23 protein-coding genes and 1 pseudogene are annotated in these 22,834 nt (G+C 42.5%); 6 read left to right on the forward strand and 18 right to left on the reverse strand.

Translation table 11 applies throughout. The features are described from left to right. Positions 1 to 196 precede the first annotated feature (196 nt). Entirely contained in the window at positions 197 to 955 is a 759-nt protein-coding gene (locus tag FTU09_RS08560) for an energy transducer TonB (RefSeq protein WP_373685370.1), read from the forward strand. 32 nt (positions 956 to 987) lie between these two features. Here FTU09_RS08560 and FTU09_RS08565 read toward each other — a convergent pair whose 3' ends face one another. From FTU09_RS08565 to FTU09_RS08600, 8 genes and pseudogenes are all read right to left on the reverse strand, one after another. Beyond that, positions 988 to 1,416 carry a YqaA family protein gene (locus FTU09_RS08565; RefSeq protein ID WP_167846243.1) on the reverse strand — a complete coding sequence of 143 codons (429 nt, stop codon included), beginning with the start codon at positions 1,414 to 1,416 and terminating at the stop codon, positions 988 to 990. A gap of 7 nt (positions 1,417 to 1,423) precedes the next feature. Continuing rightward, a complete protein-coding gene (locus tag FTU09_RS08570; protein WP_179991363.1) occupies positions 1,424 to 1,708 on the reverse strand; it encodes a hypothetical protein in 285 nt (94 codons plus the stop codon). 72 nt (positions 1,709 to 1,780) lie between these two features. Further along, a complete protein-coding gene (locus FTU09_RS08575) occupies positions 1,781 to 2,398 on the reverse strand; it encodes a glutathione S-transferase N-terminal domain-containing protein (RefSeq protein ID WP_004975146.1) in 618 nt (205 codons plus the stop codon). Between the two features lie 211 nt (positions 2,399 to 2,609). Then, positions 2,610 to 3,158: a translation initiation factor IF-3 gene (gene infC, locus FTU09_RS08580; protein WP_096902435.1), complete on the reverse strand. Its 549-nt coding sequence runs from the start codon at positions 3,156 to 3,158 to the stop codon at positions 2,610 to 2,612. A gap of 5 nt (positions 3,159 to 3,163) precedes the next feature. Further along, positions 3,164 to 5,086: a threonine--tRNA ligase gene (thrS, locus tag FTU09_RS08585; RefSeq protein WP_004975142.1), complete on the reverse strand. Its 1,923-nt coding sequence runs from the start codon at positions 5,084 to 5,086 to the stop codon at positions 3,164 to 3,166. 188 nt (positions 5,087 to 5,274) lie between these two features. Next, complete coding sequence (locus tag FTU09_RS08590; protein WP_178318757.1) at positions 5,275 to 6,444, reverse strand: alanine racemase; 1,170 nt, start codon at positions 6,442 to 6,444, stop codon at positions 5,275 to 5,277. A gap of 58 nt (positions 6,445 to 6,502) precedes the next feature. Continuing rightward, on the reverse strand, positions 6,503 to 7,786 hold the full coding sequence (locus FTU09_RS08595; RefSeq protein WP_167846245.1) for a D-arabinono-1,4-lactone oxidase: 1,284 nt from the start codon (positions 7,784 to 7,786) through the stop codon (positions 6,503 to 6,505). Between the two features lie 125 nt (positions 7,787 to 7,911). Then, a pseudogene (locus FTU09_RS08600) lies at positions 7,912 to 9,695 on the reverse strand (neutral/alkaline non-lysosomal ceramidase N-terminal domain-containing protein). A 121-nt stretch (positions 9,696 to 9,816) separates the two neighbouring features. Between FTU09_RS08600 and FTU09_RS13905 the strand changes: the two are divergent. The 3 genes from FTU09_RS13905 (at position 9,817) to FTU09_RS08610 (ending at position 12,693) form a co-directional block, all read left to right on the forward strand. Then, entirely contained in the window at positions 9,817 to 10,437 is a 621-nt protein-coding gene (locus FTU09_RS13905; RefSeq protein ID WP_306670084.1) for an AraC family transcriptional regulator ligand-binding domain-containing protein, read from the forward strand. Next, the gene (locus FTU09_RS13910) at positions 10,380 to 10,844 is read left to right on the forward strand and encodes a helix-turn-helix transcriptional regulator (RefSeq protein WP_228274499.1); all 465 of its coding nucleotides are present in this window, start codon (positions 10,380 to 10,382) and stop codon (positions 10,842 to 10,844) included. The genes FTU09_RS13905 and FTU09_RS13910 overlap by 58 nt, the downstream gene beginning before the upstream one ends. 202 nt (positions 10,845 to 11,046) lie before the next feature. Next, entirely contained in the window at positions 11,047 to 12,693 is a 1,647-nt protein-coding gene (locus FTU09_RS08610) for an acyl-CoA synthetase (protein ID WP_131260752.1), read from the forward strand. Positions 12,694 to 12,800: 107 nt separating this feature from the next. On the opposite strand, the gene yjgA is transcribed toward FTU09_RS08610, so the two are convergent. The 9 genes from yjgA to mazG form a co-directional block, all read right to left on the reverse strand. Further along, positions 12,801 to 13,334, reverse strand: a complete 534-nt coding sequence (gene yjgA, locus FTU09_RS08615; RefSeq protein WP_167846246.1) for a ribosome biogenesis factor YjgA — start codon at positions 13,332 to 13,334, stop codon at positions 12,801 to 12,803. A 2-nt stretch (positions 13,335 to 13,336) separates the two neighbouring features. Further along, the gene (locus FTU09_RS08620; RefSeq protein ID WP_026438354.1) at positions 13,337 to 13,606 is read right to left on the reverse strand and encodes an HPr family phosphocarrier protein; all 270 of its coding nucleotides are present in this window, start codon (positions 13,604 to 13,606) and stop codon (positions 13,337 to 13,339) included. Continuing rightward, positions 13,603 to 14,454, reverse strand: coding sequence for an RNase adapter RapZ (gene rapZ / locus FTU09_RS08625; protein WP_180043973.1), 852 nt, complete (start codon positions 14,452 to 14,454; stop codon positions 13,603 to 13,605). The genes FTU09_RS08620 and rapZ overlap by 4 nt, the downstream gene beginning before the upstream one ends. A 24-nt stretch (positions 14,455 to 14,478) precedes the next feature. Beyond that, the gene (gene panC, locus FTU09_RS08630) at positions 14,479 to 15,324 is read right to left on the reverse strand and encodes a pantoate--beta-alanine ligase (RefSeq protein WP_180079995.1); all 846 of its coding nucleotides are present in this window, start codon (positions 15,322 to 15,324) and stop codon (positions 14,479 to 14,481) included. Between the two features lies 1 nt (position 15,325). After that, positions 15,326 to 16,135, reverse strand: coding sequence for a 3-methyl-2-oxobutanoate hydroxymethyltransferase (gene panB / locus FTU09_RS08635; RefSeq protein WP_004975120.1), 810 nt, complete (start codon positions 16,133 to 16,135; stop codon positions 15,326 to 15,328). Between the two features lie 49 nt (positions 16,136 to 16,184). Then, complete coding sequence (folK, locus tag FTU09_RS08640; RefSeq protein ID WP_004975118.1) at positions 16,185 to 16,673, reverse strand: 2-amino-4-hydroxy-6-hydroxymethyldihydropteridine diphosphokinase; 489 nt, start codon at positions 16,671 to 16,673, stop codon at positions 16,185 to 16,187. Next, entirely contained in the window at positions 16,670 to 18,136 is a 1,467-nt protein-coding gene (gene pcnB / locus FTU09_RS08645; protein WP_096901516.1) for a polynucleotide adenylyltransferase PcnB, read from the reverse strand. Before pcnB ends, folK begins: the two co-directional genes overlap by 4 nt. A 129-nt stretch (positions 18,137 to 18,265) precedes the next feature. Further along, positions 18,266 to 18,733 (reverse strand): ComEA family DNA-binding protein, encoded by a 468-nt coding sequence (locus tag FTU09_RS08650; protein WP_096901517.1) that lies wholly within the window; start codon positions 18,731 to 18,733, stop codon positions 18,266 to 18,268. Between the two features lie 16 nt (positions 18,734 to 18,749). Beyond that, entirely contained in the window at positions 18,750 to 19,511 is a 762-nt protein-coding gene (gene mazG, locus FTU09_RS08655) for a nucleoside triphosphate pyrophosphohydrolase (RefSeq protein WP_004975111.1), read from the reverse strand. Between the two features lie 107 nt (positions 19,512 to 19,618). On the opposite strand from mazG, the gene FTU09_RS08660 reads away from it, so the two are divergent. Both FTU09_RS08660 and FTU09_RS08665 read left to right on the forward strand, forming a co-directional pair. Beyond that, positions 19,619 to 20,392 (forward strand): SDR family oxidoreductase, encoded by a 774-nt coding sequence (locus FTU09_RS08660; protein WP_004975109.1) that lies wholly within the window; start codon positions 19,619 to 19,621, stop codon positions 20,390 to 20,392. A 208-nt stretch (positions 20,393 to 20,600) separates the two neighbouring features. Continuing rightward, complete coding sequence (locus FTU09_RS08665; RefSeq protein ID WP_180062337.1) at positions 20,601 to 21,155, forward strand: hypothetical protein; 555 nt, start codon at positions 20,601 to 20,603, stop codon at positions 21,153 to 21,155. A 138-nt stretch (positions 21,156 to 21,293) separates the two neighbouring features. Here the strand turns inward: FTU09_RS08665 and der are convergent, their stop codons facing one another. Then, positions 21,294 to 22,706 (reverse strand): ribosome biogenesis GTPase Der, encoded by a 1,413-nt coding sequence (gene der, locus FTU09_RS08670; RefSeq protein WP_004975107.1) that lies wholly within the window; start codon positions 22,704 to 22,706, stop codon positions 21,294 to 21,296. Positions 22,707 to 22,834 lie beyond the last annotated feature (128 nt).

The following is a 22,834-nucleotide window of genomic DNA, read 5'->3' on the forward strand; positions in this document are numbered from 1 at the left end:
CCGTAATTCAACTCAGGAAAAAATACTGGAATTGTGAACACCCACTACAATTCAAAATAAAGCTAAAGCTCTGTCAAAAATTGTGCAGATCAACACCCTAAAAACTTGCAATAAGTTGCGGATTACCCTTGCGATTATCCACAATTCCATCAATACTTCGCCTCGTCTTGTGTGAGATAAAAAAGACCGTAATATGATGAAAACATCTTTATATATAACTCTATTGCTTGGACTCAGTGCGACGCATCTTTTTGCAAAACCACCGCAGCAGAAATCGACACCAAAAGCCACACTCGAAGTACAAAAAAGTGCTGCCTTGCCTGCTCATCTCACCACACGCTTAGCATGGCGCAAGTTTCCACAACCCAAATATAAAAATGAAGATTTAAATCAACAAAACCGAGCTGCAATTGTGCGTATTTATGCAGATGAAACCGGCAAAATCAGTCAAGCCACTATTCAAGAAAGTACAGGGCTGAAAAAATTAGATGATGCCTTATTACAAGCGGTTCGCACTGCTGAAATTCAACCGACCTATGTAGAAGATACTGCCGTACCGACCATTGGTTTTCAAAGCTTTAATTTAAGATTTCAGGATAACCAGCACGAAGATTGCCAGTTTGATTTTCAATCTAAACAATGGTTAGCACAGCAACAACAGCAAAAAGTTCAATTTAAGTATCGTAGTCAACCACAATTAAACTTAAGTGCGGAAGATTTAAAAAATCACTCACGTAAGTTAAAGTTTCAATTCAAAGTAAATAAGCATGGCGAAGTGAAACGTGTGAAATTGACACAAGGTTCGGGACAATACGCACTTGATCAACAAGTTTTAGCTGCAGTGAAAGCTGCTCAAGTAGATGTACCGCGTCAATTTTGGCTGTATAAAAAGTCAAAATTAAAAGATGAAATTTATTTTGATTTAAACACGTGTGGTACACAAGAACAGTCATAAGTGTACATGGGGACAGTAAAGCGGTGGTTGGCTTAAACCCATGTATAAACAAAATAAATAAACAGATAACGCCCGATTTTGGCTAGACTCACCATCAACACAAAACGGGCAAAATGTTCTTTCATTAAACCTGCAATCAGCGTAATTGGATCACCAATAATCGGCACCCAACTGAGCAGTAAAGACCAAAACCCATATTTGGCGTAGGTGTGCTGTGCTTTTTCTAATTGTGTAGCCGAAACAGGAAACCACTTTTTATCTTTATAATGTTCGATCTTGAGTCCCAAATACCAGTTCACACAAGAACCTAAAATATTGCCTAGACTGGCAATGCTAATCAGCCAAATGGGTGCATAGCTGCCTTCATATAACAGCCCCAACAACACAGCTTCGGACTGTAAAGGCAATAAAGTTGCCGCACCACATGCAGATAAAAATAAACCAAACAGCGTCCAAAGCATAGACGATTTAAAGCCCTAAAGCCTGCTTGGTTTTACGATATTCCCAGCTCGCCCAAAAAATACTAAGCAAAATAAGTGCCGCACGTGCCCATGTATAACGCTGAGTAACAGGCTCAATCGCAGCACGTAAAACCTGTTGATCTGTGCTATTTAAAGCCGCAATCATATTCTGCACATGAAATGCTTCGATCACAAATAAGATCAAGCAAGACACAATGCCCAAAATAATGCTCCAATACACTTTGGCATTTTGCTCAACAATCTTGGTAAAGTTTAAAAAAAATTCTTGCATAGCTCATCCAATAAAAAAGCCACCTGAAAAAGTGAGGTATCAGGTGGCTGGCATCTTAGCATAAAAGTAGATTTAAACTTGAATCGCGAGTGCTTTCTGCACTGCAGGGCGCGCAGTCAGCCGTGTAATATAGTCTTGTACATACGGATAATCTTCCAGCGAAATATTTTGCCAGTCATGACGTAACGCCCACGGCAAAATAGCCATATCAGCAATTGAATATTCGCCCGCCACGTACTTTTGCCCCATCAACTGCTTATTTAACACGCCATACAAACGCTTGGATTCATTGATATAGCGTTCAATCGCATAAGGAATTTTCTCTGGTGCATAACGGCTAAAATGATGATTCTGTCCTAACATTGGACCAAAACCACCCATTTGCCACATGAGCCACTGCTCTACTTCAACACGCTCCTGTTCATCGGTAGGATAAAACATGCCAGTTTTGCGCCCTAGATATTGCAAAATTGCACCCGACTCAAACACAGAGATTGGCTCACCACGCGGACCGTTCTGATCGACAATTGCAGGAATTTTATTATTGGGCGAAATTTTTAAAAAATCTGGCTGAAATTGATCATCTTCTGAAATATTGATGGGGAAAATTTGATATTCCAAACCCATTTCTTCAAGTGCAATACTAATTTTATGACCGTTGGGGGTGCCCCAATAATAAAGATCAATCATGTTTTATCCTTCATTACTTTTTTTGCTTTTTGACCAGCATTCTTCTACTGCGGTTTTAGTTATAGCATGTTTTTAAGCGTTTGTTGCGTGTCGCTGCGTAGAGTTTTTTTATCGAATGGCATATCTCATAAACATGAAACATAGATGCTCACTTTCATCACGCAAAAAAAAGCACCGCCAAGGTGCAGTGCTTCTTTTGTTCAAGATGGGATTACTTTTTCTTTTTAGGACCAAGCAACATACCCATTTGACGACCTTCCATTTTTGGTGCTTGTTCAACTACACCATATTCAATTACATCTGCTTCAACTTTTTGCAATTGAGCCAAACCTAACTGTTGGTGAGCCATTTCACGACCACGGAAGCGTAAAGTGATTTTTACCTTGTTCCCTTCTTCAAGGAATTTGATAATTGCACGTAATTTTACGTTGTAATCACCAACATCAGTCGCAGGGCGGAGCTTGATTTCTTTCACCTGTACTTGATGTTGTTTTTTCTTCGCTTCTTTCTGCTTTTGCTTTAGATCAAACAAATGCTTGTTAAAGTCCATGATTTTGCACACCGGTGGTTCGGCATTTGCCACAATTTCCACCAAGTCAAGGTCAACGCTTTCTGCTGCGCGTAATGCATCAGCCAAGCTTACAATACCTTTTTGCTCACCATTTTCGTCTACAAGACGGACTTCTTTTGCACGAATTTCATCATTCAAAGCAGGACGGTTAGATTTTCCGCCCTGTTGATTACGGTCAGGCTGTTTAATCGCTGTTACTCCACAATATACCGGCCGCGTTCTGCGACGGCTGTTTTCACTAGGTCAATGAAAGCATCAATTGACATAGTACCCAAATTTGTTCCTGAGCGAGTACGGACGTTTACCGTTCCTTCTTCCACTTCACGGTCCCCAAGTACCAGTAAGTATGGAATACGCTCTAATGTACGCTCACGAATCTTAAAGCCGATTTTCTCATTTCTCAAGTCAGAAATAGCACGAATACCGTTTTCTTTAAGTTTTGCGACGACCTGTTCACTTGCAGCAGCTTGTGAATCGGTAATATTCATGACACAAGCTTGCACTGGCGCTAACCATGGTGGCATAAAGCCTGCATAGTGCTCAATAAGTATACCAATAAATCGTTCAAAGCTGCCAAGAATTGCGCGGTGCAACATTACAGGCTGATCACGATCATTGTCTTCAGTGACATAAGATGCCTCTAAACGCTCAGGCAAGTTAAAGTCACACTGAATTGTACCACATTGCCACACACGACCTAAGCAGTCTTTCAGTGAGAATTCAATTTTCGGGCCGTAGAACGCACCTTCACCCGGTTGTAACTCCCATTCCAGACCTGCAGCATCCAAGGCATCAGCCAAAGATTTTTCTGCCATATCCCAAAGTGCATCATCTCCCACACGTTTTTCAGGACGTGTAGACAGTTTCATTTGCACCTCTTCAAAACCGAAATCTTTATAAACATCTAAAGTCAGTTTGATGAAGTCTGCAACTTCTGGCCCAATTTGTTCTTTGGTACAGAAAATGTGGGCATCGTCTTGAGTAAAGCCACGTACGCGCATAATGCCGTGCAGTGAACCTGATGGCTCGTTACGGTGACATGAACCAAATTCTGCCAGACGAATTGGCAAATCACGATATGACTTTAACCCTTGGTTAAAGACTTGTACGTGACATGGGCAGTTCATTGGTTTTACTGCATAGTTACGGTTTTCAGAATGGGTAGTGAACATATTGTCTGCGTAGTTGGCAGCATGTCCTGATTTTTCCCATAGCGTGAAATCGACCACTTGCGGGGTACGAATTTCTAGGTAACCGTTGTCTTGTTGTACTTTACGCATGTACTGCTCAAGTACTTGGTAAATCGTCCAGCCATTTGGATGCCAGAACACCATGCCTGGTGCTTCTTCTTGCATATGGAACAAGTCCAAAGCTTTACCAATTTTACGGTGGTCACGCTTTTCTGCTTCTTCAATACGTTTGATATACGCTGCGAGCTGTTTTTTGTCCGCCCAAGCCGTACCATAAATACGTTGTAACTGTTCGTTTTTCGCATCACCGCGCCAATAAGCGCCTGAAATTTTGGTGAGTTTGAACGACTTTAAGAATTTAGTGTTTGGAACGTGTGGACCACGACACATATCCAAATAGTCTTGATGATAGTACAAGCCCATTTGGGTTTCGTTTGGCATGTCTGCAATCAAACGTAATTTATATTCTTCGCCACGCGCTGTGAATTCTGCAATTACTTCATCACGCGGGGTCATTTTTTTCACAACATCATAATCTTGGTCGATGAGCTTTTTCATACGCTCTTCGATTGCTGCCAAATCATCTAACGTAAATGGACGAGGCATCCAGATGTCATAGTAGAAACCTTCTTCAATGACAGGGCCAATCACCATTTTCGCTTCAGGAAAAAGCTGTTTTACCGCATGCCCCACCAAGTGCGCACATGAGTGACGGATAATCTCTACGCCTTCTTCATCTTTAGGCGTAATAATTTGTAGGGTTGCGTCTTCGGTAATTAAATCGCAGGCATCGACCAAACGATCATTCACACGTCCAGCAACTGTATTTTTGGCAAGACCCGGACCGATGCTTTGAGCAACTTCCATCACAGATACGGCTTGATCAAACTGTTTTTGATCGCCATTTGGCAAAGTGATAATAGGCATAGATAAAAATCCTTAAGGAGTGATGCCCCGTACCATGGAGCATATCACCGCGAGATTATGATTAAGGGAGACCCTCAAAAGATAAAAACGGTGTATAAATAAAAAGCGCCTTAAATTTTACACGGCTTGCGTACAGGTTTAAACCTTTGTGTACTAAAAAAGCCAAAGAATCGGCATTTCAGCTGTTTTTATTCCCTAAAGGTTGCCCACGGCGTGAATTGTCCATGTTGATAGGCATACACCGCTTCAAACTGTGGCAACACCGCCTCACTCTGTTGCGGGCGTAAAAATACATAATCATCTATTTGGATGCGATGCTGTTTGGGTACTTGAATCAACTCTTGATTGCTACTGCGTCCGTATAAAGCATGTGGATGACTGCTCTCAGGATAAACATAATCTGCCATCCAATAGCCACCATAAACAAAAACGGCTTGATTGGATTGTGGCAAATAGGACTGCAAACGATCTAAGCCTGGCACTTGTACCGCAGCCAATACCTTTAAAACAGGTGTTGCAATCCACAAAGCCGATTGCAAATCTGACAAGATTTTTAAATCAAAATCACTGGGTTTAAGCAACATCGAACCAAAAGCCAGATCATTACATTCACTGTGCTGACAATGCTGCATAAATGTCAGGCTACCACCACCGTTAAAACACAAGTCATCCTGCCACAACTTTGGAAAATGATGCTGAATCAGTTGTTTATAATTTCTATATTGCTGCTGTGAGTGTTGATAGGCTTTGGCTTGTGCATGAAATACATTTGGTAATTTCACCACATGCGCATCGTACCCCATCAAACCTGACAGTTTTAAATGTTGTGGATGCTGCTGAATCAATTCCAGCATTTGCATAAATCCAGCATGATCTTGCGCCCCACCACGATGCAAACCGATATCAATTTCAAGATTAATATTCAAACAAAGCTGGCGTTGTTGTGCCAAATGTAAATACTGTTGTAAACGTGCAGGTTGATCAACCAACCATTGTAAATGCAATTGGATATTCTCAGCAGACGCCATCACCTGCTGATAAAAAGCATCTACCGCACGTATTGGCATTGGCTTGCCAAACAGTACATCTGCTTGTGGAAAGTGCTGCATCACTTCATACAAATGTGGCAGATGAAACAACATAAAACGCTGCGTATTCAGACTTTGGCTTGCGTGTTGCAATATCTCCAAACACGCTAGCGATTTCACCACCAGTCGTGGTTGCAACCGTGCAGGCAAATGGGCTGCAACATAATCCAAGTTATGCTGAAAACGTGCCATATCCACAATCAGTTGCGGTGTTCCTGTACCCTGTTGCTGCAAACTGTGGGTGAGTTGCTGAAAATAATCACTTTGCATGTCACGCTCCCTAATTGAATGCTCTTATTTTGCGATTGCTTGAGTTGTTTATTGAACATCACGCTGCACTCAAACTTGGAATCGTGAAAATTTGTCTTAAATATGGATTAATCCATTTTTGCTGTGGATCAAGCTGCTCACGAAGTTGCATAAAATCATCCCATTTTGGATATAACTCACGTAATTGATCCGCTTGCATACTGTGCAATTTGCCCCAATGTGGACGTCCCTGATATTTTTGTAAAATCGGTTCAACCCATTTAAAAATATGTTGGCAATCTTGTTTATAAAATTGGTGGATTGAAATAGACACCGAATCCCGTCCATAAAAAGGACTCAGCCAAATATCATCGCCTTTGACATAGCGAAACTCGATTGGGAAAAACATGGCGACACGCTGTTGTTTCAAAACCGCCAATAATTCTTCTAAACATGCCAAACCTTGCTCGGCAGGCAATTGGTATTCCATTTCGTTAAATTTGGTATTGCGTGGCGTTGGGAAAATTTGACTCGACCAATCGACATGAGTACTCGGTTTGATAAACACGCCCAACAAAGATTGTAAATACGGATTTAACTGTGGAAAAACACGGGTTATTTCCGAACAAAAATTTAATAAACGGTCTTCTGATAACCAATATTGCGGACGAGGATCCGTCAATCCTCGGCTCTCATCTAAGGTTTTTAAAATCACCTGATCACTGTGTAAAAATGCCCAAAACTCAATATGGCGATGTTGATGCTTCCAACGGTCTATATATTGATAAATATCACTCAAGGCACATAAACGTAGCTGCTCTTTGAGTTTATAGCGCGAACGGTTTTGTAAAGTGATTTTGGTCATCACCCCAAAACTGCCCAGCGCGACCCGACCTGCCTGAAAAATTTCAGCATTGTGTTCAGGTGAACATTGCAACACCTCACCCTCTGCTGTGAGCAGTTCAAAATCAGTCACCAAAGCCGATAGACAAGGTAAATCCACACCTGTGCCATGTGTTCCTGTTGCAACCACACCTGCCAAACTCTGATGATCAATATCGCCCTGATTTTGCAGCGCCTGATGAATCGGAGCTAGACATTCACCCAGTTTGTACAGCCGAGTCCCTGCATGTAAGGTGCATTGCTGCTTTTGTGCATTAAATTGATGCACCCCCTGAATATGATCTAAATTCACCATCACATCATCGGTTGTGGCTAAGGGGCTAAAGGAATGCCCTGCTCCGACCATTCTAATTTTGTCGTGCTTTCGCACAATTTTTTTCAGTTCATCTACATTTTTCGGCTGTAAAAAGTCTGGATAGGCTGTTTGCTTTCCAGACCAGTTACTCCAACGCTGTTTCATAATCCTTCCTTTTTCTGCGTGGCATTTATTTTTATTGCAGTTTGTTTTGCGTTACTTTTTAAAGTACCGCATTAAAAAAATAGAGACACATGGATGAGATAAATGACCTCTCTATCCATATTGATTTAGATTAACCTCCTGACTAGTACATGATTTAGAATATGTTTCACATGGAACAATGTATAAAAAAACCACAATTCATTTAGCGCATTAGCTTTCAAACTGTCACGATATGTTCTTTTTTCTAATTCATCCAAAGGTACAGCGGGCGGTAATAACGATGCTGTATCGCGTTGTGGAATAGGCAAATTCAATTGCTCTGCGAAATATTGAAATTTAGTTTGCAACGCTGCCAAAGTCCACTGTCCATATAAAGTGTGACCACCTTCATAGGCTTGTTGTTGATATTCCTCGAAGGTGGTCACATAGCCCATATAATCATTGCAATATGAAGCCAACCATACTTTTTGAGTCGATTCCAATTCTTGTTGTACGGTTACTTTGAGCCGCTTAGCTGCAACAGTAGTAATTTCCCCAGGACAGCACAGCAAGGTTAAGTCGCCAATTTTAATTAATTGTAATGGCACTACATTCGGTACCAACAAGCTATGATCAATTGCGCCTACACTGGCCTGCTTGTTCATTTCTGCAATCAGTTTGTCTAAAAATTTAGGATAATGATTCAGTGGCTTGCCAAAAATGGTTTTAGAACCACATTCCAGCACAATATCTTTGGGGCCTTGTGAGGCATATAGCTGTTGATAATAGGTATAATCTGCGGCTTGAGGATTACTCAACTTTTTCTTTTTCACTCGCTGCGCTAACCATTGCATACCTTTAAAAATCGGTTGTGCCACACCTGCACCATCTACAGGTGTTCCTGCAAAAAATGCTGCACCATGACAGGCTGCACTGGTTTTTGCATCTGTTTGCCCCATCGCAAATTCAACTGGAATTTCAATATTGCTTAAATCGACATAATGGCACACAGCATCTAAAGCTCCCATTAACGGCGTACCTCTATATGCCAAAGCTTTCAGTGCCAATTCACTTTGATAGCGACCATTTTGCTGTGTATATTCGTATTCTTTTTCATCGCGCATTGCAGCACGTACCTGTGACTGCTCAGGGCCATGATAATGTGGAGAAACATCACCCGCTGCGGCTTGGGCAAAAATTGCCACAGGATTTTTGACCCCACGTTGTTGCAGTGCACGCTCGGTACAAAGTGCGGCATAACCTTTGTTATCACCATCATGAGCGCTTAAACGACTGCTTAAACAGGTAGCATGCACCCCAAATAAAGAAAAAACTGCCTGTAAATTACCTTCGCGATAAAAACCAAGCAATTGCATATCACGATCTAAGGCCAAATGTGCCTGTTCCAGCGTTCTACGAGATACATCAGGATTACGGTTATACGCTGTTAAAGAGCGATTCCATGCCACTGGCGTTTCTTCTGCAAAACGACCATTGCTCATATAAATATCGGTTTTTTCTGGGTCGCCAAAGCTTTGAGCACACTGCCCACAATCGCATCGACCACTGCATTTAAATGTTCAGGCACAAAACCAGGTGTGGGCATATTGTACAACGCTTCATGTGCACAACCGCCAGGTGCAGAATGAGTATGCGTTGCCATCAATACCAAACGCTGCGGCTGAAAACGCTCCCCCAGTTTACGCTGTAAACGCTGTATCGCTAAATGACGCATGGCATAGGTCACACACCCCATATCCAGACAGCAAAAAATTAATAAGTCATTGTCTAAGGTTTGAATACAAATACTGCGGGCAAATAAAGCTGTTCGTTGTTCATAGGCACGATGTTTCCAGTTGCCATAACCAAACATGGCAAGCCCTTTTGGCTGAATATGAATTTCCTGTTTATCCCAACCCACCAAATACATTGCAATCGTATTCCTTTTCATCTATACAATCAGTCATGACGCTGATCAACGCCATTAAACAAAATTGCATCACGGCAAATAAGGGTCAAAGCGACAATGGCATGGGGGGATAATCGGACTTATGTCAGCAACTTCAAACTACTTGCTGCAGCACGTGCCGCCTGCCTTATTGTCAGGTCTGATTCATTACGCCAAAGAACAACAGATCCCCTATCAACCATGGTTTCAGGGAATTTCTCAAGATCTTGATCAAATCGTCCAAGGCAATGGTTTTGTTTCATTTCAAGATATTTGCAAAGTGGTGACACGCGCCCTGCAAGACACTCAATGTGCACATTTAGGCTTAGAAATTGGACGTGACAAGGGGCTGATTTCCATGGGCATGCTCGGTTTTGCCATGGTGTCCAGTCAAAATGTTGTAGAAGCCTTACAGACAGGACTGCAGTACCATCCCATTTCAGGCAGTGTGATGGATTTGGAGTACGATTTTTCCTCGACCTCTCCTACACTGGTGATGAAAGAGCGTTATCCCACGGGGAACTTACTGCGCTTTTTTTGCGATGAAGTCCTCTCCAGTATTGTTAGCTGCTTAGACGTCATGCTTGGCAATCATCAAGATTTGGTCGAAGTGCATTTTAGTTTTGCCCAACCCGACTATTTAGAGGCTTATCAGGTGCATTATCAATGTCCTCTGCACTTTTCATCATACATGAATGCTTTGGTGTTCCGACCAGAGATTTAGGACGCCAAATTAAAACCTCTAGTGCCGCCAATTACAGCACCGCCCTGCGTGTCTGCCAACAAGCGTATCAGGATATGCAGGCGATTAATCAACAGCAATATGCACACGTGTTGAGTTATCTAATCGAACAGCATTTACCTCAGCACTTTGATATGCACCAAGCGGCACAACATTTTCAAATGAGCGAAAGACATTTACGCAGACAATTACTTGCCGAAGGCTGCAACTTCCAAAACCTGCGCCAACACGTTTTGGAAAATAAAGCTAAACAACTGCTACAACAGCCTTTGAGCATGACTGAAATTAGCCAACAACTTGGCTTTAGTGAATTACGCGAATTTCGACGTGCATTTAAGCGTTGGACAGGTCTCAGCCCATCACTCTATAAAAGCCAAATGACAGAATAAGTTAATATTTTCCAATAAGCTACTATTTTTATTGAATAAAAAATAGCTGCTAAATTTTACTTAAACTATTTTTTAAATGTACTTACAAGCGATTCAAAACAAAAACAACAGATTTTCGACTAAAGCATAACTGCAAAGCTGCCATAAAATCCCTATCTTTTTAAGTTGGATAAAATAACGACACATATTATGGAGAATAACAATGGTCAGCGCATACGATGAATTACCGCGTACCCCTGCGAACTTTGTCGCCTTGTCCCCGTTACGTTACTTAGAACGGGCAGCTTATATTTACCCGCACCAAAACGCGATTATTCACGGTTCACGTCAAATTACCTGGCGCGAAACTTATTTGCGCTGCTGCCAATTTGCACATCAACTTCAAAATTTAGGCATCAGCAAAAATGACACTGTTTCGGTGCTGCTTCCGAATGTTCCTGCCATGCTAGAAGCACACTTTGCTGTGCCAATGGCGGGTGCAGTGCTGAACACACTAAACACTCGTTTAGATGCCAAAACACTGGCGTTTATGCTCGATCATGCAGAATCCAAAGTGCTTTTGGTTGACCCTGAATTTGCGGCTTTGGCACAAGAAGCCTTAGCGATGGTCAATCATGAAATTTACGTGATTGATGTCAACGATGCAGAATATGAGCATGCTGCCAATGCCCTTAGCATCGGACAGATTGAATACGAAACTTGGCTGGCTGCAGGTGACCCAAATTTTGAATGGCATTTGCCACAAGATGAATGGGATGCAATTAGCCTGAACTATACGTCTGGCACGACAGGCAACCCGAAAGGCGTGGTCTATCATCATCGCGGTGCCTACATTAATGCAGCCAGTAATATTATTGCCTGCGGGATGACCCCACGTGCAACCTACCTATGGACACTGCCCCTATTCCACTGTAATGGCTGGTGCTTTGCATGGACGATGGCAGCCAACGGTGGCACCAATATCTGCTTACGTAAAGTCGACCCTGAACTGATTTTTAAATTAATTGCAGAGCACAAAGTCGATTATTTCTGCGGTGCGCCAATTGTCTTGTCGATGCTCATCAACACCCCTGAGGAGAAAAAGACTCAGTTTGATCACCGTGTTGAAGTGATGGTTGCGGGTGCTGCACCGCCAGCAGCAATTATTGAAGGTATGCGCAATATTGGCATTAACGTAACTCACGTTTATGGCTTAACTGAAACCTATGGCCCATCTGCGCTGTGTGCTTCTCAAGCAGGCTGGAGCGACCTATCCATTCAAGAACAAGCACAATTACATTCGCGTCAAGGCGTGCCTTATCCGCTGCAAGATGGCATGAAAGTTTTAGACCCAGAAACCATGCAACCTGTACCAAAAGACGGCAAAACCATGGGCGAAATTATGTTCCGTGGCAATATCGTGATGAAAGGTTATTTGAAAAACCCAGAAGCCACCGCAGAAGCATTTGCAGGTGGCTGGTTCCATACGGGCGATTTAGCTGTCTGCCAACCCGATGGCTACGCCAAAATTACTGACCGCTCTAAAGATGTGATTATTTCAGGTGGTGAAAATATTTCTTCACTCGAAGTGGAAGAGGTGTTGTATCAACATCCTGCAATTTTGACTGCTGCAGTGGTGGCAAAACCAGATCCACGTTGGCAGGAAGTCCCGTGTGCCTTTATTGAACTGAAAGAAGGCAAGCAGGTCAGCCCTGAAGAAATTATTGCCTATTGCAGTCAACATTTGGCGCGTTTTAAAGTACCAAAGGATGTGGTGATTACTGAAATTCCAAAAACATCGACAGGTAAATTACAAAAATTTGTACTGCGTGAATGGGCCAAAGAGCGTTCAGTCGGTGAGTTCGGCTAAAATTTGAAAATCCTTACACATAAAAGACAATAAAAAACGACTCGTTATGAGTCGTTTTTTATTGCAATCAGACAAGCTCGCGTTTGATCACTTGGTTCTCTGATAGCTTAGTTTTCTGACAGCAAAGCCACTTGCTGCACATAGTTAAACAACTTGAGCTTAGATGCTTCAAGTTCTTCCGCAGACACTTCCTGTTTCATATCACGGTGGATACGCAACACATGCTGACGCAGCGTATGACGCTCAGCTGCTTTATAGGTTTTACTAAAATCATTAATCACAGGGTCGCCGTCTTTAATAATTCGCTCTACCCAACGCTGTAACTGTGCGGTTTTTTTCGCACCTTGCTGCGGCGTCAAATAAGACAAAATTACGCTTTCATCTTCATTACGCAACAATTTACCAATACGCTGACACTGACGACGACGTGCTTCATGTGAAGTAATACTTTGCAATTCCAGTAAAGCATCAATTAAACGCTCTTCTACTGGAAGTTTTTGAATTTGTTTAGTACTTAACTGCGCCAATTGTTCGCCAAGCGCGGCCATACGTTGTACGGCTTTTTTCTGTTCGGTTTTACTTGCACGCCCTTCTAAAGATTCAAAGTCATCTTCGGTAAAACGTTGCGGTCGACGTGCCACGATTAATCTGCCTCGTAAAATTTTGCTGCAAACAGTGCTTGAATATCAGATAAAGCTTTTTCTTCATCTGCACCATCAATCACCAAGCGTAAAGTAGTTCCCTTGCCTGCACCTAACATGAGCAAGGACATAATATTTTTGGCATCAACCAATTTGTCGCCTTTACCAATTTGGATTGACGAACGGAATTTGGTGGTCACTTCAATCAGTTTCCCAGATGCCCGTGCATGTAAACCTAGTTTATTAATTACGTCAACAGTTGTGTCAATCATGACCAGTGCTTCATTTCTCGGTGTAAGACTTGAATAGACCATTTTGCCTCAAGTGCTTTTTTTAGTCTATCAACGATATAGACAGAACGGTGTTGCCCACCCGTACAGCCAATTGAAATGGTAATGTAGTGTCGATGCCCTTCGGCAAAGGCTGGCAACCATTTTTCTAAAAACTGGTGGATGTCCTGAAACATTTCATGGGTTTGCGGACTTTGTTGCAAGAATTCCTGCACAGGTGCATCTAAGCCTGAATGTTTTCTTAGCTCCAAATCCCAATGGGGATTGGGCAAATGACGCACATCAAACACATAATCGGCATCTAAGGGAATTCCGTGCTTATAGCCAAAGGATTGTAAAATTACAATAAGATTGTCGGTTTGCCCAAGCTTAGACAACAATACGTGTTTTAGATCATGCACACTTTTGTCAGTGGTATCAATATGAACCGTAGAGCGGAACTGAATCGGCATCAACAAGTTTTTTTCTTCTTGAATACATTCATTTAAGCTTTTAAAACGATTAGAGAGTGGATGCGGACGGCGTGATGCGCTAAAACGGGCAATCAATTCCTGATCTTGCGTGGTCAGATAAATAATATCGACTGAACCATGCTTTTGCAGTTGCTCAAATACCAAATCAAACTCTTGCAAGTCGGCACGGGTGCTGCGTACATCTACCCCCAATGCCAACTGTTCCAAGTTATTTTCCTGATCCAGTTTATCCACAATTTCAGGGAGCAATGCCAAAGGTAAATTGTCAATACAGTAATAACCCAAATCTTCCAACACTTGTAATGCCGAAGATTTTCCTGAACCCGATTGACCTGTCACGATCAAAATACGTTTCATGGCATGCAACCCTTCTATTGCCAGCTATGCAGAATGTTTGACCTGCAAATTATCAATTAAACGTGTATTGCCCAATTTTGCCGCAACGAACAACACTATATCTTCACTAAATGCTTCAATTTTCTGCAATTCTGTTGTACGCGCTTCTACATAGTCCACAACAAAGCCTGCCGCTGTCAATGTTGCTTTAATATTCGCTAACACTTGTGACAAAGTTTCACCTTGCTGTAATGCTTGTGCAGCAGCCTTTAAACTTTGATAGATAGTCGGTGCAATTTGACGCTGTTCTGCGCTCAAATAACCATTGCGTGAACTGAGTGCCAAACCATCTGCCGCACGTACAATTGGCACACCAATCACCTCTAGCGGAATATTCAAGTCGCGTACAAACTGGCGAATGACTGCCAATTGTTGATAGTCTTTTTCACCAAAGAAAGCATAGTTTGGCTGTACCATATTGAATAATTTGGTCACGACCACCGCAACACCATCAAAGTGTCCAAGACGCTGCAAGCCACACAAGTCTGCCGTAATCTCACTCACTGAAATATTGGTCAAACGTGGTTTGTTACCATACATTTGCTCAACTGAAGGCGCAAAAATAATGTCGCAACCGACCTCTGCCAACAATTGGCTGTCTTGGTCTAAAGTTCGCGGATAACTGTCAAAGTCTTCATTAGGGCCAAATTGAATTGGATTGACAAAAATACTGACCACCACCACATCACATATTTTTTTCGCTTCGCGCACCAAGGTCAAATGCCCTTCGTGCAAATTGCCCATAGTCGGAACAAAACCAATAGTTTTACGCGCAGCGCGTGCAGGCTGTAATGAAGCCGCTAAGCCTTGAATTGTGGTTTCAGTTTTCATATTACAACTCGACTTGGAAAGTTTGTTCACGTGCAGGGAAAGAACCATCTTGAACTGCAGCATGATAGGCTTTAAATGCATCCAAAATGGCAGTTTCACCCGCTTGTTCTTTCATAAAGTTACGTACAAATTTTGCGACACGACCAAAAGTCAGCCCCAGCATGTCTTGCACCACTAGTACCTGACCGTCAGTGTCTGCACCTGCACCAATCCCAATCACTGGAATTTCAGGGAACAAGGCAGAAATTTCTTGACCTAGCTGTGCTGGCACACATTCTAGTAACAGAATCGCCGCGCCTGCTTCTACCACAGCTTTACAGTCAGCAATCAGTTTATCTGCAGCTTCGCGGGTACGTGCCTGTAATTTATAACCGCCAAATACATGCACCGATTGTGGCGTTAAACCTAAATGTACACAGACAGGAATACCATTACGGGTCAGTGTTGCAACGGTTTCGCTGAGCCATGCACCACCTTCCATTTTGACCATTTGTGCACCCGCTTGCATCACCTCTTTCGAGCTTTGCAATGCATCATTTAAGGTGGCATAACTCATAAATGGCAAGTCAGTCAAAATAAAAGCATGTTGATTACCACGACGCACCGCCGCAGTATGATAAGCCATATCCGCCACGCTGACAGGCAAGGTTGAGTCACGCCCCTGAATGGACATCCCCAAAGAATCGCCAATTAAAATCGTATCAATTTCAGCAATTTCCATTGCTTTCGCCATGCTTGCATCATAGCAAGTCAGGCAGGAGAATTTTCGACCTTCCGCTTTAAATTTTCTTAGGTCACTTAAACTAATCATGAAAATATTCCTCTATGGAAAAAGCATCACGCATGCTTAATTTAAAACTTTATAGCCCTGCCCAATTGCTGGCATCTACAACAGTTAAGCTCGGATGTTCAAGCAATGGCGAGTGTTTTAATAATTGTCCCTTAACGCTTAAGTTAGCATCCAAATCTAACAACGGGATGACGACAAAATCACGTTCTAACACCCCCACATGCGGTACAGTCAGACGTTCATTTTGAATGTTGGCATCAGCATAAATCAACAAGTCTAAATCTAGCGTACGCTCACCCCAATGACGTAAACGCACCCGACCCGACTCTTGTTCAAAACGCTGTAATTCATCTAACAATGCCAAGGCTTCAAGTTCGGTATCTAAACGTACCACAGCATTCAAATAATTAGGCTGATCTTGTGGCCCCATTGGTGGGCTTTGATACAGTTTAGAAGTCTGCACTTGCCCCAAAGTTGCCAGTTTTTGCACCGCTTCAGTCAAAATTTGACGCGAATCGCCCAAATTACTGCCTAAACCAATATAGGTGATGTTGCTCATTGTGTTGGCCCAAAAATCACTTGGCTTAAATCACGTTGCACACGTTTACGTTTTAAAATCGGATGATCTGCACCAATACCTGAACCGTTTGCTGTAGCAGTCAATTGCGCCCGATTTTCTTCATACTGTTTGGCTTTACGCGCACGTCGACTACGAGGCTCAGGCTCATTCACCAAGGGTTCAATCTGCATATCGGCAGCATGTGTTGCTGGTGCCACATCAACAGGTTCTTGCGCTGTTTTACGGCGGCTCTTGGCACGTAATCGGTTATATTGGGCAATCGCACGTTCTTTTTCATCGGTGCTCATAAGCTGGTAGGCATCCCACCACTGACCCATTCCTAAAGTCGAGCTATCGCCTGCTTTTTCACGCAGTAATAAAAAGTCAAAACCTGCACGGAAACGCGCATGCCCAGACAATGCTTCAATTTGCTGTGGTTTCGGTTGCAATAAACGGGTTTGCATTTCCCAAACTTCACGAATAAAAGTTTCAGCAAAACGAGGAATAATGGTACGTGTCGCCTGACGTTTCAGTACATCTAAACCTGCTTGGGCTCGCGCTTCGGCTGCCACCACACCTTTAGAAAGATAAAAGTCACAACGCTCTAAAAACGGTTGCCACAACAGCACCGCATAGAAAAATGCAGGGTTGATGGTTTTACCAATCGCAATCCGTTGATCGGTATTTTTTGCTGCACGTTCAATAAATGAGTTGATGTCTGGCTTGATGTCGGCAAATAACTGACGCCAAATACCAAACTCAATCAACATCGGCAGGACTTTATTTAAATGTCCCATCGTAAAGAGTTTTTGCGACTCATCATATAAACGGTGTGGCGATACATCACGCAATAACTGCGTCATTTCAGGCGTAAAAATTTTAAGAATTTTTGGATCAATATTGAAATTTAATTTGGCAGCAAAACGCAAAGTACGCAGCATACGCACTGGGTCTTCTTCAAAACGTAAAGTTGGATCGCCCAATAAACGCAAGTTTCTGTGCTTTATATCATCTACGGCATTGCAAAAATCTAACACGATGCCTTTGCGTGGCTGGTAATACAACGCATTGATTGAAAAGTCACGACGGGCAAAATCTTGCTCGATTGTGCCCCAGTTATTATCGCGCAGAATCATCCCCGCCGCAGAAGTCACAGCTTTTTTCGGTGGCGCACGGAAAGTGGCCACTTCAATTAGTTCACGCCCTGCATAGACATGCGCCAGCTCAAAACGTCGTCCAATAATTCGGCAACGTCGTCCGAAAACTTCTTTCACTTGTGAGGGTGTGGCATTGGTTACGGCATCAAAATCCTTCGGATTTAGCCCTAACATTAAGTCACGAACTCCACCACCGACGATATAAGCTTCATAGCCTGCTTTGGTTAAAGCATCTAGAACATCTAAAATGGAAGAAGGTAATTGAGCGGTAGATAAACCACATTTTGACGCGCGCAAAGTTTGCAAAAGACGCTGTCTCCTACGTCTGAACGTAAAACAGATAAGATGTCGCTAATCATATCTCTAACACAATCAAAGGGCAATTTGATTCACATGCTAATTTTGCAATGTGCAGTGCTAAAATTCTGCTTGCAGCTACAATGCCAACTTGTGTTTATTCTTGGCAAATAAGGCAGACCCAATCCCTTTGACTTGCTGAAGTTCTTCAATACTTTGGAATTTTCCATTTTGTTTTCGATATTCCACAATCGCTTGTGCTTTTTTCATGCCCACCCCAGACAATTGCTGCAATTGTTCTAGTGAAGCGCTATTTAAACGCACTTGATTTGTATGCGCACTTTGCTGAGTAGGACGTGCTAAATAATGTTCTGCGCTTGATGATGTGGTTTGAGCCGCACTTAAACGCTGATCTTGCGCGGCTTGCTGCGCTTTCCATTTTAAATAGTTTTGATCATAGCTGTGCCCACCCACCTGCGCAGGCTTAGATTGCACATTTTGTGCTGTAGTCCATACACTGATACTGCATAACAGCAATGCAAGCCAGTACTGCCATCCGAAAGAAAAAAAGCGAAAAGAAACTTTTAATTGCTGCGATATATTCATGTTGCCGCAAAACCTGTCATTTTAATTGTTGTTTTGCCTGCTCCCAAAGTTGATCCATTTCTTCTAAAGTCATATCTTCTATTGTTTTTTGTTGTAATTCGGCCTGATCTTCAATGTAAGCAAAGCGTGTTCTAAATTTATGAATTGTGCCCAATAATGCCAACTCACTGGACACGCCAAGTTTACGCCCAACATTGATTAAAGAAAACAAACAATCCCCTAACTCATCCTGTATTTCATCGGATTGTTGCTGTTGAATCGCCTGTTGTAATTCTTGCAATTCTTCTTCTAACTTGCCATACGCATCTTGCACGGTATGAAAGTCAAAGCCCAATTGTGCCGCATGCTGCTGAATTTGCTGTGCCTGCACCAAAGCGGGTGCATGTTTCACCTCATCTAAACGTGACTTTGCTTTACCCTGTTTTTCTTGTTGTTTGATGGTTTTCCATAAGGCAGCGACATCTTCTGCGCTGAGCTGCGCAAACTGTTCTGCCTGAAAAACATGTGGATGCCGACGAATCAATTTATCGCAAATGGCTTGCACCACATCCTGAAAATCAAATGCGCCTTGTTCGCTATACATTTGTGCCTGAAACACCACTTGCAACAACAAATCACCCAGTTCATCACGTACATCATCCACCTTGCCTGAACGCACTGCTGCTTCAACTTCATAAGCTTCTTCAATTGCGTATTGAGTCAAACTTTCTGGGGTTTGTTTTTGATCCCACGGGCATTGTTGACGTAACTGTTGCATGATTGAAAGCAATTGCTGCATGGGTTGTTCCTTATTTCAATTTATTGCACGAATGCACCATTTTTTTGTTATGCTCAGACGGCAAGGACGATATGCACAACAAAAATAACATCAGGGAGCAAGTTCAAATGCACAGTATCTTGATTAGTGGCGCTGCACAAGGCATTGGTGCCGCAATCGCACAATTGTTTTATCGGCAAGGTTACCGTGTCGGTATTTATGATATTCATCTCACACAAGCACAGCAATTGGCAGAACAATTGGGTGAGCGTGCGCATGCAGGTTTGCTTGATGTAGCAGACTATGCCAGTTGGCAAGCTGCATTATCCGATTTTTGCCAATGGGCAGGTGAATTGAATATTTTGGTGAATAATGCAGGAATTCTCTACTCAGGCGCATTTGAAGACACACCCATAGAAGCGCATCATCGGACTATGGCAGTGAATGTGAATGGTGTATTAAACGGTTGTCATGCGGCTTTGCCTTATTTAAAACAAGCAAGTTTTGCACGGGTGATTAACCTGTCTTCGGCATCTGCGATTTATGGACAAGCCGATTTAATTTCTTATTCTGCTTCCAAATTTGCAGTACGTGGCATTACGGAAGGTTTAGATATAGAGTGGCAAAAATACGGCACTCGGGTCTTAGATGTCATGCCGCTATTTGTACAAACTGCAATGGTGAAAGATATGGATGCAGCCACCATTCAAAACATGGGCGTGCATTTATCGACAGAAGATGTCGCCCAGGTGGTGTATCAACAAGCGACGGTTAAAGATTCGATTCTGACCAATACGCATCGTGCGGTCGGTTTAAAAGCCAAAACCCTAATGCAACTTTCGAGTATTAGCCCACAATGGTTAAATCGTCTGTCGAATAGCTTGTTGGCGAAGCGTCATTAAATAAATATATAAAACTTCAACAGCAATACTTCTAGCGCCTTTTTCATCACAGGCGCTAGATTCATTAGAATGATTAAACAATCAATACTTGAAATTAAAAAATTATTTACAATCAAACAATTAATTTGATACAAAAGTATAACAAATCACCTTTTTTGCTTTTATTTTTATTAGAATCACAATCTTATATAAATGAGAGGGATAAATAATGACTTTAAAAAAATTGTTTCTTAGCTGCGGGATTCTTTGTTTACCTTTAGCAGCTCAAGCCAACTGGATTGAAGCAGCAACAGCAGTATTAGGTGCTAAAAATGCGGCTGCAGTCAATCAAGCCGAAGCTCAAATGAATCAAAGCCGTCTAGCTGCTGCGAATGCAGTTAAGCAAGCCGATAAAGCTTATTATGGCAACCTTCAGCAAAATCAGGTTTATAGCACCAGCTATTTAAAAACTTTAGACTGCACAGATTTAGCAGTTGAAGCCAAAGCAGCACAACGCACTTTGGCGCAAGCAGAGATCAGCAGCAGCCAAGCCAATGCTCAAGCCAACAACCCTGTAAGCAAATGGGCTGGCATTGCAGGTTCAGCCCTTTCTGCTTTCTCAGGTCAATCTGAAACAGTGTCTAAAGCAAGCCAAATTGCAAATGCTTTTTCGGGTCAAAATGCACAACAAGATTTAAGTGCAAGCCAACAGTCTTTGGAAATTGCACGTAATAATCTGGATAACATCCAAATTTATCAAAAAGCGAAAAAATGTGCATTTTAACAATATTAAGAATTGACCTAACAACTTCAGTAAAATATTCACAAAGCTGATCTCTAGGCAATTTTGCTCAAACTGTAATAAAAAAAATCCCGAATTCACATTCGGGATTTTTTAATCAAACGCGTCAAAATTTAAGCCTTAGCCTCGCTTAAACTTCTTCTCGGCTTTCTTAAACTTCTGCACATAACGACGACGACGTGCCGCAGTACGCTCATCCACTTGTGACTTACGCCCTTCAAATGGGTTTTCAGAGGTTTTAAATTCAATTTTTACAGGTGTACCTTCTAGCTTATAGACTTTACGGAACACGTTTTCTAAATAACGACGGTAATCTGCAGGAGTTTTATCGACCTTATTACCATGAATCACGATGGTTGGCGGGTTCTGTCCACCCATGTGTGCATAACGCATTTTAATAGCGCGACCTTGCACTTTAGGTGGATGGTGTGCATCTGTTGCGTCATTCAAAATTTGCGTCAATTTAGCAGGTGACACTTTTAAGTGCGATGACTCATACGCACGGTGGATAGATGGATATAAGTCACCCACGCCTGTACCATGCAAGGCAGAAATCAGGTGGATTTTTGCCCATGGAATAAAGTCAAAACGACGCTCAACATCTAACTTACATTGTTTGCGATCATATTCGGACATATTGTCCCATTTGTTAATCGCAATCACCATGGCACGCCCTGCTTCAAGTGCGTAACCAATTAAGTGCAAATCTTGCTCGACAATACCATCACGTGCATCAACCACAATCACCACCACGTGTGCATCTTTCATGGCTTGCAAGGTTTTCACAATCGAGAATTTCTCGATCATTTCATCGACCTTACCTTTACGACGCACACCTGCAGTATCAATCAAGGTGTATTTACGTTCGTTGCGCTCAAACGGAATATAGACTGAGTCACGTGTCGTACCTGGCTGATCGTATGCCACTACACGTTCTTCACCCAATAAACGGTTAACCAGTGTCGATTTACCCACGTTTGGACGTCCAATAATGGCTAAACGCAAACCTGTGTCTTGATCATGTGCATCTGGGTTTTCATCTTCAGGAACATCTGCCAAAACGTCTTCCAGCATTTGCTGAACGCCTCGACCATGGCTGGCAGCCACTTGCAATGGCTCGCCCATACCCAGTTTAAAGAACTCAACCAAAGCGGCTTCGGCATGTACGCCATCTACTTTGTTCGCCACCAAGAATACTTTTTTGCCCAAAGTACGCAATTCACGCGCAATTTGCTCATCCGATGCCAACAAGCCTGCACGTGCATCGACCACAAAAATGATCATATCGGCTTCATGGATGGCTGTTTTAGATTGTTCAGCCATGTAAGAGTCGATGCCACCTTCACTTTCGCCAATACCGCCAGTATCGACCACAATGAAAGATTTATTTTGATAGGTTGCATCACCATATTTGCGGTCACGTGTCAGACCTGCAAAGTCAGCAACAAGTGCATCACGGCTCTTGGTAATCTGGTTAAACAGCGTTGATTTTCCGACGTTCGGACGACCAATGAGCGCAATTACGGGTTTCATAGATTAACCTTTATTCAAGATCAGTCAGTTTCAATGGTCTGTACATCCGAAACTGTGGAAGAAAGAACAGAGTATGGATGTTGGGTTCAGCGTTGCGACCACGCAAACGACAGAGAGAACATCGACCA

This window comes from Acinetobacter sp. YH12058 (assembly GCF_013419805.1).
Taxonomy (GTDB): Bacteria; Pseudomonadota; Gammaproteobacteria; order Pseudomonadales; family Moraxellaceae; genus Acinetobacter; species Acinetobacter towneri.

What these genes read in the sequence shown, in the direction of transcription:
- FTU09_RS08560 (WP_373685370.1), top strand. Translation starts at nt 197, where the DNA reads ATGAAAACATCTTTATATATAACTCTATTGCTTGGACTCAGTGCGACG.
- FTU09_RS08565 (WP_167846243.1), bottom strand. Translation starts at nt 1,416, where the DNA reads ATGCTTTGGACGCTGTTTGGTTTATTTTTATCTGCATGTGGTGCGGCA.
- FTU09_RS08570 (WP_179991363.1), bottom strand. Translation starts at nt 1,708, where the DNA reads ATGCAAGAATTTTTTTTAAACTTTACCAAGATTGTTGAGCAAAATGCC.
- FTU09_RS08575 (WP_004975146.1), bottom strand. Translation starts at nt 2,398, where the DNA reads ATGATTGATCTTTATTATTGGGGCACCCCCAACGGTCATAAAATTAGT.
- thrS (WP_004975142.1), bottom strand. Translation starts at nt 5,086, where the DNA reads ATGCCTATTATCACTTTGCCAAATGGCGATCAAAAACAGTTTGATCAA.
- FTU09_RS08590 (WP_178318757.1), bottom strand. Translation starts at nt 6,444, where the DNA reads ATGCAAAGTGATTATTTTCAGCAACTCACCCACAGTTTGCAGCAACAG.
- FTU09_RS08595 (WP_167846245.1), bottom strand. Translation starts at nt 7,786, where the DNA reads ATGAAACAGCGTTGGAGTAACTGGTCTGGAAAGCAAACAGCCTATCCA.
- FTU09_RS13905 (WP_306670084.1), top strand. Translation starts at nt 9,817, where the DNA reads ATGTCAGCAACTTCAAACTACTTGCTGCAGCACGTGCCGCCTGCCTTA.
- FTU09_RS13910 (WP_228274499.1), top strand. Translation starts at nt 10,380, where the DNA reads ATGTCCTCTGCACTTTTCATCATACATGAATGCTTTGGTGTTCCGACC.
- FTU09_RS08610 (WP_131260752.1), top strand. Translation starts at nt 11,047, where the DNA reads ATGGTCAGCGCATACGATGAATTACCGCGTACCCCTGCGAACTTTGTC.
- FTU09_RS08620 (WP_026438354.1), bottom strand. Translation starts at nt 13,606, where the DNA reads ATGATTGACACAACTGTTGACGTAATTAATAAACTAGGTTTACATGCA.
- rapZ (WP_180043973.1), bottom strand. Translation starts at nt 14,454, where the DNA reads ATGAAACGTATTTTGATCGTGACAGGTCAATCGGGTTCAGGAAAATCT.
- panC (WP_180079995.1), bottom strand. Translation starts at nt 15,324, where the DNA reads ATGAAAACTGAAACCACAATTCAAGGCTTAGCGGCTTCATTACAGCCT.
- panB (WP_004975120.1), bottom strand. Translation starts at nt 16,135, where the DNA reads ATGATTAGTTTAAGTGACCTAAGAAAATTTAAAGCGGAAGGTCGAAAA.
- folK (WP_004975118.1), bottom strand. Translation starts at nt 16,673, where the DNA reads ATGAGCAACATCACCTATATTGGTTTAGGCAGTAATTTGGGCGATTCG.
- FTU09_RS08650 (WP_096901517.1), bottom strand. Translation starts at nt 18,733, where the DNA reads ATGAATATATCGCAGCAATTAAAAGTTTCTTTTCGCTTTTTTTCTTTC.
- mazG (WP_004975111.1), bottom strand. Translation starts at nt 19,511, where the DNA reads ATGCAGCAATTGCTTTCAATCATGCAACAGTTACGTCAACAATGCCCG.
- FTU09_RS08660 (WP_004975109.1), top strand. Translation starts at nt 19,619, where the DNA reads ATGCACAGTATCTTGATTAGTGGCGCTGCACAAGGCATTGGTGCCGCA.
- FTU09_RS08665 (WP_180062337.1), top strand. Translation starts at nt 20,601, where the DNA reads ATGACTTTAAAAAAATTGTTTCTTAGCTGCGGGATTCTTTGTTTACCT.
- der (WP_004975107.1), bottom strand. Translation starts at nt 22,706, where the DNA reads ATGAAACCCGTAATTGCGCTCATTGGTCGTCCGAACGTCGGAAAATCA.